Here is a 13,366-nt window from a genome sequence, read left to right as displayed (position 1 = left end):
TCCGTATAAGGCATAATCAATAACGACATCTCGGCTGATAATCAGCGCAGTAACTTTAGCCAATCTCGCTGCAATTTCCATGTCAGGAATTTGTCCACTTATTCCAATGATGATGAGAACTGCAGCAATAAATTATAAAGGCAGGATAGGTGGTTACTTAACCAGCATAAGTTATGTAACTTATGCTAATTCATATTAAAATCACATGAAAGCAATCTTAATTAAAAACTTAGTATGAGAGGGCGTGGTCTTTTGTTTAAAGTGACAATTAACTAAAGGGTTACTTCTTGTATTTAGGAGCATAACCAACTTCTAACAAATAAGAAAAATACTTTCTAACATTATCGCTATCAAGAAGATCACTTGATATCCTTTCCTGAAAGTCTTCTAGAGTCTCTCCACGATGTGCGAAATCATTACCAAATTTTGGATAGTTAGTAATATCACATAGCTTTTTAGCAAAGAATATACATTGCTTAGCTGTCAATTTATAAGTTGGCTCTAAAGGAGCACTTGTACTCGTTTTATTTTGTTCTTTTTCTTCAAACATGAAATGTAATTCTGAAATATTTCTTCCCTCCTTTTTTTGTATATAAGAAACAGTAATATCCGTAAATTTGTTAATTTGATTTAAAGCTACGGTAAGAACCCTTTTTTTAAAGTCTCCCATCTTTTTATATTCATCTTCTATCAATCCGAGTTTTGATCTAAGCTCATCTATAGAAATATATAACTTACCAGTTGATCTCCAACGTATGAGTAACTCATACAGGCGAATAGCATAAATGCTTGTAAGTGGTGAGATTTGTTTAAGTTCATATCTTGTGAACTTTTCTTCAAGTTTTACAAATAAGGGGATAATATCTGGTGCAAAAATTAGTTGGACGCATCCCTCTTCCTTAACATAACCAACTTTTGAAACCCACCTACTTTTGTATATTCCTATTTTTCCAGTTATAGGATCTACTGCTTTATAATTCAAATGCCGTTCAAAAAGATTATCACATGCAGATTGTAACGCTTCATAAGATGCTTGACGTCCTAAATTAAACTGTTTCATGTATTCAGAAGCATGAATCGTAAGTATAGTATCAGAAGTAAGTTCTTTCTCAATTTCTCGAGCAGCAATGATCGCAATTAATATTAGCCTTTGCTCAGATAGATTTAGTGAATACGATGCTTCAACCAAATTATTATCTTTATATACTATGTTACTCATAGGAAGATATATTAAGGAAAATGTTATAAATAGATATATTGACAATACTACTTAACGTCCACAAATGAAAGTATTTTTAATAAAAGAATTTGTCAACTTATGCACAGAATTTGTCAACTTAGAAACAGGAAAAAGTCAACTTATTGGTAGGAATATGTCAACTCAGAAACAGGAAAAAGTCAACTTATTGGTAGGAATTTGTCAACATATACTTCCTGTATCCCTTTGCTAGTCAAGCTTTGAGCAGAGATATAAATAATAAATTTAAATAAATATATATAAATTCAAAAAGACCATTCTTTTGTGGATAACTTTTTTTTTAATTTTTTTTTTCATGATAGTTGATTACTTCATAAATCACCGTTAAATTATACACAAACAAACTTACGTAACTTACATAAATTATGATTATCTTAGTTGGTGGTGAAAAAGGCGGTGCTGGTAAAAGCTGTTTAGCTCAAAATCTTGCAGTTTACTTACAACAAAGTCAAAGAGACGTCCTCTTATTAGATGCTGACCCTCAAGGAACAACAACAGATTGGGTCAAAGAAAGAGATGAAAACGATGAATTAAATAATATTCCATCAGTACAAGCATCAGGGAATATACGTTCAGTTTTAAAAGATTTAGATAAAAGATACCAAGATATTATCATTGATGCAGGTGGACAGGATTCTGAAGCATTACGTTCAGCAATGACTATAGCTACACATATGTTATTGCCGTTTAGACCCAAACGAAGAGATCTAAAAACTTTAGATCATATGGAACAAGTTTTAAAATTAGCAAAGACAGTAAATCCAAATCTGAAAGCTAGAGCAATTATTACTCAGTGTCCAACTCTTCCTTCTCAAGTTCAAAGAATTTTAGATGCAAAAGAGGCATGCAAATCATTTGGTATTGATGCATTGAATTCAATCACAACAAATCGAAATGTTTATGATGATGCAGATGAAAATGGGCTTTCGGTTTTTGAAGTAAATAGTGATCCTAAAGCGAAAGCTGAAATTGAAAGTATTGCAAGAGAGTTTTTAGGAGTATAACTATGGCTGGTTTAACTGGGCTAAACAAAAAACCTGAACCTACTGAACAAGATAAAATGTTAGATGCATTTATATCTGGTGCAGAAAAGAGGGTAAAGGCTTTAGAATCAAGTGAAAAAAAATTTATTCGTTACACTTTTTCTCTCAATGAAGATATTAGTAAACTAATTGATGAGCTGGTTGTAAAAGGGCAAAATGCAAGAATAAATCGTTCAAGTATTGTTCGAGCAGCTATAGAAAATTTATCGACATATAGTGCAGATGAATTAAAAGAAATATTAAATAAATAAATTAAAAATATCCCACTTTTTTAAGGGGGATATTTTTTATCCAAGTTAAATTTACTGTAAGTCCCCGGTGAACCCTATAGATATTTTTAAATTCAGCTCAGGCTCTAGCAGTGTGGTGGTAATTTATCTATTTGAGTTATTTTATATGAAGGCGTCCTTTTCTGCACAGACACGGATCTAGGCTATTCAGCTTGGCTGACTGAATTGATGTCATGATGTTTGATGCACATTGTCAAATTCTTTATCAAGCGAAACTCTGAATCAATGCTTGTAATTGTTTCACTATGATGAGTTTGAGTCCAGTGAAATGTTGCTTGTTCCAACCGTAGAGCTTTGAATACCCAGTCCATCATATATCAACACTTTCATACAATGACCACGCTTATTCCAAAACAAGATAACCTCAATGTTGCGATTTGACATGGTCAAAGGCTTTTAGGACATGAGAAAGAGCAGTATAAGTAACTGCTCGCATATCCATGGGCTGAGTAGAAAGCCAGATTTCATCAATGTGAATCTTATTGTGAGCACCTTGGGGAATTCTGCCAAAGCGATTGCTCCTGATACCTTCCGTTTCAGCCCAATCGCTATGTTCGCATCAGGCGTCGTTATTGATTATGCCTTATACGGAACTCCAGAATTAGCCCTCGTTGCGAACAACAAAACCAGAAATCCTGCAGTTCCGCGGACGCTGATAAGTAGACAGATTCCTGACACGGAATACTATAACTTACATCACTTAAATAGGATGCATAAGTTATGCAAGTTACGCCACTTAAATAAGTTAAGGCGCTAAAGCGATAAAAGCTACATGATGGCCAGTACTGAGCACTGGCGATCTAAGTCAATGCTGCAGTTCTCATCATCATTGGAATAAGTGGACAAATTCCTGACATGGAAATTGCAGCGAGATTGGCTAAAGTTACTGCGCTGATTATCAGCCGAGATAAAGTAATGTGAACGGGTAGTATTGCTGTAATGGATGGATTAAACGTTGCAGGGTAAGGCAATGTAATAAATGTGGGCTTTGGTGGTGCAGAGCTTGTTCTCCATCCAAAAGGCGAATATATGGCACTGTTGCAAATAGGCTGACATGATAAGCTAAATATCTTATTTATTTCGAGATACAGCAGATGAATCCCTTCCATGGTCGGCACTTTCAAGGTGAAATCATTCTTTGGGCTGTTCGTTGGTATTGTAAATATGGCATCAGCTATCGTGAACTTCAAGAAATGCTCGCTGAACGGGGTGTGAATGTTGACCACACCACAATTTATCGTTGGGTTCAGCGTTATGCTCCAGAAATGGAAAAACGCTTACGCTGGTATTGGCGTAATCCTACAGATTTACATTCATGGCATATGGATGAGACTTATATCAAAGTGAAGGGGCGATGGACTTACCTGTATCGTGCAGTTGATCAACGTGGTCATACGATTGACTTTTACCTTTCCGCTAGACGGAACAGTAAATCAGCCTATTGTTTTTTAGGAAAAATCTTCAATACGGTGAAAAAATGGCAAATTCCACGGGTCATCAATACAGATAAAGCAGCGACCTATGGCCATGCTTTATCACGGTTAAAGCGAGAAGGAAAATGTCCAGTAGATATTGAGCACAGGCAGATTAAGTATAAAAATAATGTCATTGAATGTGATCATGGTAAGTTAAAGCGGATCATCAGGGCCACATTAGGATTCAAATCTATGAAGACGGCTTATGCCACAATTAAAGGTATTGAAGTCATGCGTGCACTACGTAAAGGACAAGCATCGTCATTTTATTATGGTCAGCCTCAAGGTGAAGTGTGTCTAATCAACAGGGTTTTCGGTCTCTAAGCACTTTTAAAAAGGAACTTCATCGACTCAAATCTCTATTTGCAACAGTGCCCTCGCGCGCCTGTTGCTCGCGCAGATCGTCCTAAGCCTCGCCGACCGGATGGAATACGACGAGGCGGGCCGCAGCAAGACGATGCACAAGCATCGCCTGTTGCTCATGCTCGACGAGTTTCCGACGCTCGGGAAACTTGAAGTGTTTGAATCGGCACTGGCCTACATCGCCGGTTACGGCATGAAAGCCTACCTGATTACGCAGGACGTGCAGCAGCTTTACAAGGCGTATACGAATTTCGAGAGCATCATTTCTAACTGCCACGTCCGCGTTGCCTACGCTCCCAACAAGGTGGAAACCGCCGAGTGGATGAGCAAGATGACGGGGCAAACCACCATCATCAAAGAGCAGATCACGACGAGCGGAAAACGCTTCGGCGCGGTGCTGGAACAGGTTTCCCGCAGCTATCAGGAAGTGCAGCGGCCTTTGATGACCGCCGACGAAATCATGCGCCTGCCGGGACCGAAGAAGGACGCCAAGGGCGACATTATCGACGCGGGCGAAATGCTTGTTTTCGTCGCCGGGCAACCCGTCATCCGGGGCCGTCAAATCCTCTATTTCCAAGACCCGACTTTTGCGGCGCGGTCGAAGATGCCGCCGCCCAAGAAATCAGATCGCGTGCGCGTGCAACCGGAGCCGCCCAAGGCCGCCACGTCAACCAGCGGCGGCAACGAGAAAGGGGGCTTTGTCATCCAATGAACGCACGTCGCTTTGCATTCACCGCTTGGGCGCTGGCCGGGGCCGTTGGCATCAGCGCCGCCGTGGCGACCGCCGCCGGGTTCCGGCTGAACCCCACCGATTCCGCGCCGACAGGAGTATGGCGCATCGCGCCCGTGGACCCGGCGCAGATCGCGCGCGGCTCCCTTGTGTCGGTTTGCCCGCCGCCGCTTGGCATCGTCGTGGCGATGCGCGAGCGGGGCTATCTGCATCCCGGCGACTGCCCGGATACCAACACCACGCCGCTGCTAAAGCCCGTGGTGGCCGTCGCGGGCGACACTGTGACCGTTGCGCCCGGTGCGCCGCTGATCGTCAACGGCAAGGCCGTGCCGGACAGCGCGCCGGAGGCTGGAATGCCCGCATGGACCCCCGGCACCTACACCGTGCAGCCCGGCGAGCTTTGGGTGATTTCGAGCTACAGCGCCGGGAGCTTCGATAGCCGCTATTTCGGCCCCGTGGCCGTCAAGAACCTGCGCGGGCGCGCCGCGCCGGTCCTCGTCAGAGGCGATGTTGATTCCATGACCAAAGGAGTTGCCGAGAATGCGAGTTTTTAAGCCGTTTGCCGCCGTGATCGTGGCCGCGTCCGCGTTCGCCGGGACCGCGCACGCGGACATCATCAAGCCCGACTATTGGCCGTGGAGCATCAAGCCGGAGGCGCACAACAACGGCCCGTGCCCGGCGCAGAAGGCCAAGGCGTGCAAGGCCGACATGCCCCGCAACGGTGGCCCCAAGGAGCCTAATCGTGCTGGGGCTTGAACTGATCGCGGCTTGCGCGCCGAGTGTCGCACCGACGACCGTTCAGCAGATCATCCAAGTTGAGAGCAAGGGGAACCCCCTTGCTCTTAACGTCAACGGTGCATCCCTATCGCGGCAACCCCGCGATGCCGCCGACGCCGCCGCGCTCGCCCGCCAATACATTGCGGCGGGCTACACGGTGGACATGGGCTTGATGCAGGTGAACAGCACGAACCTGCCGAAGCTGGGCTATTCGGTCGAAGATATGTTTGACACGTGCAAGAACCTGCGCGCCGGGGCCGAAGTGCTAACCGCGTTCTACAAGATCGCGCGGCCCCGCTATGCCGATGACCAATCGGCGTTGCGGGCGGCTCTTTCGGCCTACAACACCGGCAGCTTTACGCTGGGTTTCGCCAACGGCTACGTCGCCAAATACTTCGGCGGCGCCGCCGCAGAACCCGTGCGCCTGACGCGCACCGCAGCACCAAACAGCAGCACCGGGACGGTGATCGAGCCGCCCAATCCGTTCACGGCCACGACCGTGGTTTTCATTCGACAACAGGAGGAATCGACCATGAAGCAAGAGACGACGCAGCCCGTCATCAGCCGCAACGAGGACGACGCGACAGTGCCCGGCGTGCAGGTGGAGCAGACCGCAGAGCAGGCCGAGCGCAACGGCGCTTTCGAGGAAACCGCCATGAGCGAGGCGGACGCATGGGAGGCGAACGCCGACCTTGCGACCGACCCGAACGCGACCGGCATTGTGGTGAGCGGCAAGATGGTGGCCGCCGCCAAGGAGTGAAGCGGCCATGAACAAAGAATATGCCGAAGAAGTCGCGGGGCGGATCATCGAGCAGCTACGGCAGGGCACCGCCCCGTGGCAAAAGCCGTGGAAGCCCGGCGAATTGCGCCTGCCCTACAACGCCGCGACCGGGAAAGAGTATCGCGGCATGAATACCATCTGGCTCCACATGCAGGGCTACGATGATCCGCGATGGATGACCTACAAGCAGGCCGAGGCGGCGGGCGCGCAGGTCCGCAAAGGATCGCGCGGAACGCGGATCATCTATTGGAAATTCCACGACGAGCAGCCCATGACCGACGCGCAGGGGCGGCCCGTGCTGGACGACGAGGGCAAGCCCCGCAAAGTGCGCGTCGAGCTCGAACGCCCGCGCGTGTTCACCGCCGTGGTGTTCAACGCGCAGCAGATCGACGGCTTGCCACCGATGGAGGCCAAGCCGATAGGCCCGGAGCCGGAACGGCACGCCCGGGCCGAGGCCATCCTTTCCAATTCCGGCGCAAAGATCGCCCACGTCGAGGGCGACCGCGCCTTTTACCGGCCCAGCACCGACAGCATCACGCTACCGGCCCGGCATCAGTTCGGCAGCGCCGACGCCTACTATGCGACGGCCTTGCATGAGCTAGGCCACTGGACCGGGCACGAAAGCCGCCTCAACCGCGACCTTTCCCACCCGTTCGGCAGCGAGGGCTACGCCCGCGAGGAATTGCGGGCCGAGATCGCCAGCCTCATGCTTGGCGAGCGCCTAGAGATCGGCCACGACCCCGGCCAGCACGCGGCCTATGTCGCGTCGTGGATCAAGGTTCTTGAGGACGATCCGCGCGAGATTTTCCGGGCCGCCGCCGACGCCGAGAAGATCAACAGCTATGTGATGGCGTTCGAGCTTGAGCGCGCCCGCGAACAGCAGCAGAGCACCGAGGCCGAGGCCCCGGCAGCGGTCGAGATCGGCCAGCGCGCGCGCTTCACTCCCAACGAGGAACGCGCCGCGCAGGGAGGTATGACGATAGAGGGCGTCGTAGTGGACGCGGCGCGCACACAGGCGGGCAATATCCGCTACCGCATCCGAACCGACGAGATCGCGCCGCAGGACGGCCAGCCACAGGAGTGGCTTGTCTATACCAACCACGGCAGCATCGAGCAGCTACCGGCGCGAGGCGTGGAAGCCGGGCCGACGCCGGAGGCCGCCGCCGCGCTTGAGGAAGCGCACCGCAACGCCGTGCCGACCTACAGCCCCTTGGAGACGTGGCAGAACCTTGAGGCTACGGCGCGCGAGCTTGGCCTTGTGGCCGCCGTGCGGCTGAACCCCGATCCTGACGCCCGCGAATATCGCGCAAACTTCCAAGTCAGCTACACGCATCAGGACGGCACGCCGAGCGGCATCACGACCGGCATTTTCATGGACGGCAAGGCGCTTACTGGCGTCAACGGCGAGCGCGTCAGTCCCTTCATCACCGAGGACCACGAATCGCAAAGCATCGACTTACGAACCGCGCTCACGCGCGAGCGCGAGCAGCGCCCGCCCGTGCTGCACGAACCGCCGGAGGTAGGCAGCATGACCCCACAACGAACCTATTTAATCGTGCCCTACCGGGAGAAGGACACCGCGAAGAAGGCCGCCCTTGACGCCGGTTTCCGGCTCCAATGGGACAAGGAGGCAAAGCAGTGGTTTGCCCCCGAAGGCATCGACGTGAAGCAGACCGCGCTTGCGCGTTGGCTTCCCGAAAACACCAAAGTGCAGGTCGAGCGCGCGCCGTCGCCGGAGGAATCTTTCGCCGACGCGATCCGGGCCGCTGGCCTCGAACTGGACGGCTTGCCCGTCATGGACGGGAAAATCCATCGCGTGGCCGTCGCGGGCGACAAGGGCGCGGAGCGCAGCGGTTCCTACGCCGGGCACATGGAGGGCCGCTTGCCCGGCGGCTTCATCCAGAACCACAAGACCGGCGCGCGCATCAATTGGAAGTACGAGGGCAAGGTAGACGCCATCAGCCCGGAGGAACGCGAGCGCCTTAACCGCGAAGCGGTCGAGCGCGCCCAGCGCCGGGCCGCCGAGGTAGCCGCCCAGCACGACGCTATGGCGAAGGTCGCGCAGGCTGTTTGGAACGAGGCCGCACCCGCGACCGCCGACCACCCCTATTGCGCGGCCAAGGGCATCACGCACCCCGGCGAGAACGGCTTGCGCGTCGTGCCCGCCGCGGTGTCCGACGAGGCGAAGGCCGCGGGCGTCCGCATTGCCAAGAACCCGCGCGAGGCCAAGGCCATGCGCGAGGCCGAGCCGGAGGCCCGCGTTTTCATCGCCGGGGATTTGCTTGTCCCGGCGCGTGACGCCGAGGGCAAGCTATGGTCCGTTCAGAGCGTCAATCCCCAATTCAAGGGGTTCATGAAGGACGGTCGCAAGGCGGGCCTCTACACCGTCGCCGGGGCCGATCCTTCCAGCTTCGCCGCCGTTCTCGAGAACGACCCGACCACCCCTTTGGTGCTGGCCGAAGGCTACGCCACGGCTGACACCGTGGCGCGCTTGCGCGGTCATCCCGTGGTGGCCGCGTTCGACTCCGGCAACCTCGACGCCGTTGCGCGCAGCCTGCGCGAACGCTGGCCGGATCGCCCGTTGCTGATCGCCGCCGATAACGACCACAGGGCCGAGAAAGAGATTCGGCCCGATGGCAAGCCGGGCGTCAATGTCGGGTTGAAGAAGGCGCAGGAGGCCGCCGAGAACCACAAGGGCGCGCCTCGCCCGGTCGCCGCCGTCGCCGCCACGATGGACCGGACCAATGCCGAGCAGGGCGACGAGATCAAGGAGCAGCGGCAGGCCGTCCTAGACGGCCACAACGTCAGCACCGAGAGCGGGCGCACCGCACCCGACCGGGAGGCCGCGAAGCCCGCCCGGCAGCGTGCGCGCGGTCGCGGCGCAGAGCTTTGAAGGAAGGGAGGGCGGCCCCTGCCGCCCACTCGATTGCAGCACCAAACGTCAATTGCGAAGGAGGTAACACACCATGAACAAGCTGTTTTTCACGGGGCGCGCTGCCGCCGCGCCGGAACTCAATACCTACGGCGACACGAAGGTGGCGCGCTTCCGCCTGATCCGTAACGACTATGCCGGGAAGGACGAGAACGGCGAACGCAGGGAGAAGCAGGTAACTATCCCGTTCACCGCCTTTGGCGGGATGGCCGAAACGCTCGCCAAGAACGTGATGACCGGCGACCAACTCGTGATCGAGGCGAAGATTTCCAACAACAATTTCACCGATGGCGAGGGCAAAGAACGGTACGACTACAACTTTGAAGTCGTGGCCTTCGATTACGGAGCGCCGGGAGCCGAGAAGCGCAAGAAGCTGGCCGAGGGCTAACCGCCAGACCAACCAGCACCAAAAGGAATGTTTATGAGAACTGCTATCGGGGTCGCTTTGTTGTCAATGACTTTGCTTGCCGGGTGCGGCGACAGCGCAGGCGACCAGTTTCTAGGGAAATGGGTCGGCGTCAAGAACGACAAGCACGTGCTAGAGATCGAGCGAAACGGCGACAGCTACATGGTGCGGAACACCGAGCCTAGCCCGTTCACGGGCAAGACGCGGACCACGAACATACCGGCCACCTTGCAGGATGATGTTCTACAGGTGTCGGTCGGATTCGGCGCTATATCGCTCGCCATCGACGGCAAATCGGGCAACCTGACCGATGGAAGGATGGAGTATCGGCGGCAGGAATAGCCGACAGCCAGGTCAAACAGAGGCGGGGCACAGACCCCGCCTTTTTTTATGTCCGGCACCAAAAGGAAGCTGGGGCATCGTCCGGCCTCACTCGACGGGATCGAGCGGCACGGCCTTGCAATCCTCATTGCCGCACAGGAGCCGCAGCGACGGCTTGCCCCAAGCCTGCGCACCGCATGACGGGCAGCGATACTTGACGCGGTTCGAGCGGTTGCCGGGCAGTGGTGAAATCAGGTCGCCGAGATCGTCGCCGCCCTCGCCGTCATCGTCGCCCGTGTCGGCGATCGGCGCGGCGATCGTCGTCATGGGCGGGAAGCGATCGAGCCATGAGATTTTGAAATCCTGCGTCAGCAGCTTGTCGGTCGCCTGCATGAACAGGCCGCCCGGTATGGCATAGTCGGCCATTTTCTCGCCCGTGCGCGCGCCGCCGGGCTTGCCGGTGCTGGACGGCATCAGGCCGATGGCCTCCATTTTGTCGGCCCATTCCTTGTTGTGATAGCCGCGACGGCCCGGCTTGCCGAAGTGGAATTGCCAAGCGTGGACCATCTCATGCACCAAAGTTTGCAGGACTTCGAGCAGGGGCACGACAGCGAAATAGGACGGGTTAATGGGGTCGTTTGCGGGAGAGGGCGAAATCCTACGCTAAGGCTTTGGCCAACGATATTCTCCGGTAAGATTGATGTGTTCCCAGGGGATAGGAGAAGTCGCTTGATATCTAGTATGACGTCTGTCGCACCTGCTTGATCGCGGCCGCGATAGCTAGATCGCGTTGCTCCTCTTCTCCATCCGCGTTCCAAGCTGCGGAAAGGCACCCATAAGCGTACGCCTGGTCGAGCAGGCGACGCGGATCGACGTCCAGCGCACGAGAGAATGCGTCCGCCATCTGTGCAATGCGTCTAGGATCGAGACAAAGGTCGTCTCTGTCAGCCGGATCGTAGAACATATTGGCGGCGCCAAAGCCCACTTCACCGACCAGACCGACGGGATCTATCACCAGCCAGCCGCGACTGGAGAACATGATGTTTTCATGATGCAGATCGCCATGTAGCCCACGCAGTTCCGAGGCATTGCTCATCATTTGATCGGCTATAATCGCCGCGTGGACGTAGTCAGTTTGACAACCTGCGTTTTGATCATCGCGCGCCCGCTGAAACAAAGCTGCAAAGCGATCCCGGATCGGGAGAAGGGCAGAAGGCAGGGGTTCCTCAGATGCGGCATACAGCTTCGCCATTAGTTCCGCTGCAATTTCGGTCGCCTGGTAGTCGCCGTGCTCGGCAACGATGTGAGAGAGCATTCGCTCCCCGGCATATTCGAGCAACATCAGATTGTTCTCACGACCGAGCAACCGGACTGCTCCCCTCCCATTGCGCCATACCAGATAGTCGGCCCCGCGCAGTTCATCAGCAATGTCTTCTATAGGTTTCAATCCCTTGACGATTGCAGGAGTCCCGTCTGGCAATGAAACTTTCCAAACGAGGCTGGAAAAGGTGTCCGCAATGAGAACAGGTTGCGAAACGTGCCAATGAGCAGGAAAAACAGGCGGCATGAACATCAACCCCAAGTCAGAGGGTCCAATCGCAGATAGAAGGCAAGGCGTTCGCGGTCGGGGGCTTCGATCCCCAATACATTGAATAGGACAGCGAAGGCGCGCTCTGCTTCATCTGGCGCTGCCCAGTTCTCTTCGGCGTTAGCAATCATGAGTGCCAAATCGGCATAGCGATCTGCTGTTCCGAGCCGCCCAAGGTCGATCAGACCCGTGCATTGAAGAGTTTTAGGGTCCACCATGAAGTTCGGCATGCAGGGATCACCATGGCAAACAACCATATCGGTGCGCTCTTGGTCGAGCCGCACCGGTAGCTCTCGTTCGACACGAGCCAAAAGATCGAGCTGCGGCGTACTCTTGTCCTCGTCCGGTAAGAAGTCGGGATTGACGGCATTGCGGGACACCACATCAACGGCGCGTCCGAACATTCGCGACAGCCTGCGCTCAAACGGACATTGATCAACCGATAGGCTGTGAACAGCGCCAAGTTGCTGCCCCATTGACGGCCACGCTTTGAGCAAATCCGCTCCAGACAGATCAGCCGCCGGTACTCCCGGAATTGCCGTTATCACCAAGCATGCACCCTCCTGTTCCTCCTGCCAGTTGATCACCTCGGGGCAAGCCACACCTCGACCTTTGAGCCAAATGAGGCGGTCACGCTCTCCAGCGAGCTCACCGCGGCGGGAAGCAGGTGCGATTTTCGCGAAGGCATGCCCGTCACCACGTCGAAAAACAAAATCACCAGATTCTCCGCCTCTGACAGGCAACCAGTCAGAATGCGATTCACCAAAAAAAATATTAGTTCGATTCAATGGAGGTTCCTTCAGTTTTCTGATGAAGCGCGGAGGTGAGAGGTGGTCCCACTTGTTTGAACAACTAAAAGCTTATTTATAAGTGATACTCTGCTCTAGTTAAGCTACCTTATTTTGTTGTGGTAGCTGGTCATAGTAAAACTCATCTGGAGTCATTTTGTCCAGACTCGAATGAGGTCGTTTCAAATTATAAAATTCAAAATATGCGTTTAATTGCTTCTTCGCATCCAAAACATTGCTGTAGGCTTTGAGATACACCTCTTCATATTTAACGCTCCGCCATAATCGTTCAACCATCACATTATCAACCCATCGACCTTTACCATCCATACTGATTTGAATGCCATTTGATTTCAATACATCAATAAATGCATCACTGGTAAACTGACTGCCTTGGTCTGTATTAAATATTTCAGGTCGACCATATTTTTCAATAGCTTCATTTAATGTTTCTATGCAAAATGTAACCTCCATACTAATCGATACTCTATGCGCAAGTACCTTGCGGCTATGCCAATCAATCACAGCACATAAATAAACAAAGCCTTTTGCCATAGGGATATACGTTATATCCGTAGACCACACTTGATTACTGCGCTGAATAGCCAATCCTT

Annotated in this window: 15 protein-coding genes; 10 read left to right on the top strand and 5 right to left on the bottom strand. The window is 52.7% G+C overall.

Annotated elements, in window-relative coordinates:
- Positions 1-280 precede the first annotated feature (280 nt).
- Entirely contained in the window at positions 281-1,219 is a 939-nt protein-coding gene (gene repM, locus FTT83_RS14320; RefSeq protein ID WP_002046604.1) for a replication initiation protein RepM, read from the bottom strand.
- 404 nt (positions 1,220-1,623) lie between these two features.
- On the opposite strand from repM, the gene FTT83_RS14315 reads away from it, so the two are divergent.
- The 10 genes from FTT83_RS14315 (at position 1,624) to FTT83_RS14270 (ending at position 10,397) form a co-directional block, all read left to right on the top strand.
- Entirely contained in the window at positions 1,624-2,262 is a 639-nt protein-coding gene (locus tag FTT83_RS14315) for an AAA family ATPase (RefSeq protein ID WP_000585007.1), read from the top strand.
- A gap of 2 nt (positions 2,263-2,264) precedes the next feature.
- Positions 2,265-2,552 (top strand): hypothetical protein, encoded by a 288-nt coding sequence (locus tag FTT83_RS14310; RefSeq protein ID WP_000908082.1) that lies wholly within the window; start codon positions 2,265-2,267, stop codon positions 2,550-2,552.
- A gap of 1,133 nt (positions 2,553-3,685) precedes the next feature.
- Positions 3,686-4,390 carry an IS6-like element IS1008 family transposase gene (locus FTT83_RS14305; RefSeq protein WP_001067790.1) on the top strand — a complete coding sequence of 235 codons (705 nt, stop codon included), beginning with the start codon at positions 3,686-3,688 and terminating at the stop codon, positions 4,388-4,390.
- Positions 4,391-4,421: 31 nt separating this feature from the next.
- Positions 4,422-5,141 (top strand): type IV secretory system conjugative DNA transfer family protein, encoded by a 720-nt coding sequence (locus FTT83_RS14300; RefSeq protein ID WP_373887055.1) that lies wholly within the window; start codon positions 4,422-4,424, stop codon positions 5,139-5,141.
- On the top strand, positions 5,138-5,713 hold the full coding sequence (locus FTT83_RS14295) for a S26 family signal peptidase (protein WP_180176790.1): 576 nt from the start codon (positions 5,138-5,140) through the stop codon (positions 5,711-5,713). The genes FTT83_RS14300 and FTT83_RS14295 overlap by 4 nt, the downstream gene beginning before the upstream one ends.
- Positions 5,700-5,915: a hypothetical protein gene (locus FTT83_RS14290; RefSeq protein ID WP_059040486.1), complete on the top strand. Its 216-nt coding sequence runs from the start codon at positions 5,700-5,702 to the stop codon at positions 5,913-5,915. The genes FTT83_RS14295 and FTT83_RS14290 overlap by 14 nt, the downstream gene beginning before the upstream one ends.
- Positions 5,902-6,696: a lytic transglycosylase domain-containing protein gene (locus FTT83_RS14285; RefSeq protein WP_180176791.1), complete on the top strand. Its 795-nt coding sequence runs from the start codon at positions 5,902-5,904 to the stop codon at positions 6,694-6,696. The genes FTT83_RS14290 and FTT83_RS14285 overlap by 14 nt, the downstream gene beginning before the upstream one ends.
- 7 nt (positions 6,697-6,703) lie before the next feature.
- Complete coding sequence (locus FTT83_RS16175; protein WP_180176792.1) at positions 6,704-9,610, top strand: zincin-like metallopeptidase domain-containing protein; 2,907 nt, start codon at positions 6,704-6,706, stop codon at positions 9,608-9,610.
- Between the two features lie 73 nt (positions 9,611-9,683).
- On the top strand, positions 9,684-10,037 hold the full coding sequence (locus FTT83_RS14275) for a single-stranded DNA-binding protein (protein WP_059040577.1): 354 nt from the start codon (positions 9,684-9,686) through the stop codon (positions 10,035-10,037).
- 33 nt (positions 10,038-10,070) lie between these two features.
- Positions 10,071-10,397, top strand: a complete 327-nt coding sequence (locus FTT83_RS14270; RefSeq protein WP_059040576.1) for a hypothetical protein — start codon at positions 10,071-10,073, stop codon at positions 10,395-10,397.
- Between the two features lie 87 nt (positions 10,398-10,484).
- Here the strand turns inward: FTT83_RS14270 and FTT83_RS14265 are convergent, their stop codons facing one another.
- The 4 genes from FTT83_RS14265 to FTT83_RS14250 all read right to left on the bottom strand — a co-directional run.
- Positions 10,485-11,006 carry a SprT-like domain-containing protein gene (locus FTT83_RS14265; RefSeq protein ID WP_350353950.1) on the bottom strand — a complete coding sequence of 174 codons (522 nt, stop codon included), beginning with the start codon at positions 11,004-11,006 and terminating at the stop codon, positions 10,485-10,487.
- 106 nt (positions 11,007-11,112) lie between these two features.
- Positions 11,113-11,949, bottom strand: a complete 837-nt coding sequence (locus tag FTT83_RS14260; RefSeq protein WP_000480968.1) for an aminoglycoside O-phosphotransferase APH(6)-Id — start codon at positions 11,947-11,949, stop codon at positions 11,113-11,115.
- Positions 11,949-12,752: an aminoglycoside O-phosphotransferase APH(3'')-Ib gene (aph(3'')-Ib, locus tag FTT83_RS14255; protein ID WP_001082319.1), complete on the bottom strand. Its 804-nt coding sequence runs from the start codon at positions 12,750-12,752 to the stop codon at positions 11,949-11,951. The genes FTT83_RS14260 and aph(3'')-Ib overlap by 1 nt, the downstream gene beginning before the upstream one ends.
- 99 nt (positions 12,753-12,851) lie before the next feature.
- The coding region (locus FTT83_RS14250) for an IS3 family transposase (RefSeq protein ID WP_180189944.1) at positions 12,852-13,366 on the bottom strand (515 nt) is incomplete at its 5' end.

This window comes from Acinetobacter sp. YH01018 (assembly GCF_013420295.1).
GTDB lineage: Bacteria > Pseudomonadota > Gammaproteobacteria > Pseudomonadales > Moraxellaceae > Acinetobacter.
The sequence above is the reverse complement of the archived record's forward strand: the minus strand, read 5'-3'. Positions and strand labels throughout refer to the sequence as shown.

What these genes read in the sequence shown, in the direction of transcription:
- repM (WP_002046604.1), bottom strand. Translation starts at nt 1,219, where the DNA reads ATGAGTAACATAGTATATAAAGATAATAATTTGGTTGAAGCATCGTAT.
- FTT83_RS14315 (WP_000585007.1), top strand. Translation starts at nt 1,624, where the DNA reads ATGATTATCTTAGTTGGTGGTGAAAAAGGCGGTGCTGGTAAAAGCTGT.
- FTT83_RS14310 (WP_000908082.1), top strand. Translation starts at nt 2,265, where the DNA reads ATGGCTGGTTTAACTGGGCTAAACAAAAAACCTGAACCTACTGAACAA.
- FTT83_RS14305 (WP_001067790.1), top strand. Translation starts at nt 3,686, where the DNA reads ATGAATCCCTTCCATGGTCGGCACTTTCAAGGTGAAATCATTCTTTGG.
- FTT83_RS14295 (WP_180176790.1), top strand. Translation starts at nt 5,138, where the DNA reads ATGAACGCACGTCGCTTTGCATTCACCGCTTGGGCGCTGGCCGGGGCC.
- FTT83_RS14290 (WP_059040486.1), top strand. Translation starts at nt 5,700, where the DNA reads ATGCGAGTTTTTAAGCCGTTTGCCGCCGTGATCGTGGCCGCGTCCGCG.
- FTT83_RS16175 (WP_180176792.1), top strand. Translation starts at nt 6,704, where the DNA reads ATGAACAAAGAATATGCCGAAGAAGTCGCGGGGCGGATCATCGAGCAG.
- FTT83_RS14275 (WP_059040577.1), top strand. Translation starts at nt 9,684, where the DNA reads ATGAACAAGCTGTTTTTCACGGGGCGCGCTGCCGCCGCGCCGGAACTC.
- FTT83_RS14270 (WP_059040576.1), top strand. Translation starts at nt 10,071, where the DNA reads ATGAGAACTGCTATCGGGGTCGCTTTGTTGTCAATGACTTTGCTTGCC.
- FTT83_RS14260 (WP_000480968.1), bottom strand. Translation starts at nt 11,949, where the DNA reads ATGTTCATGCCGCCTGTTTTTCCTGCTCATTGGCACGTTTCGCAACCT.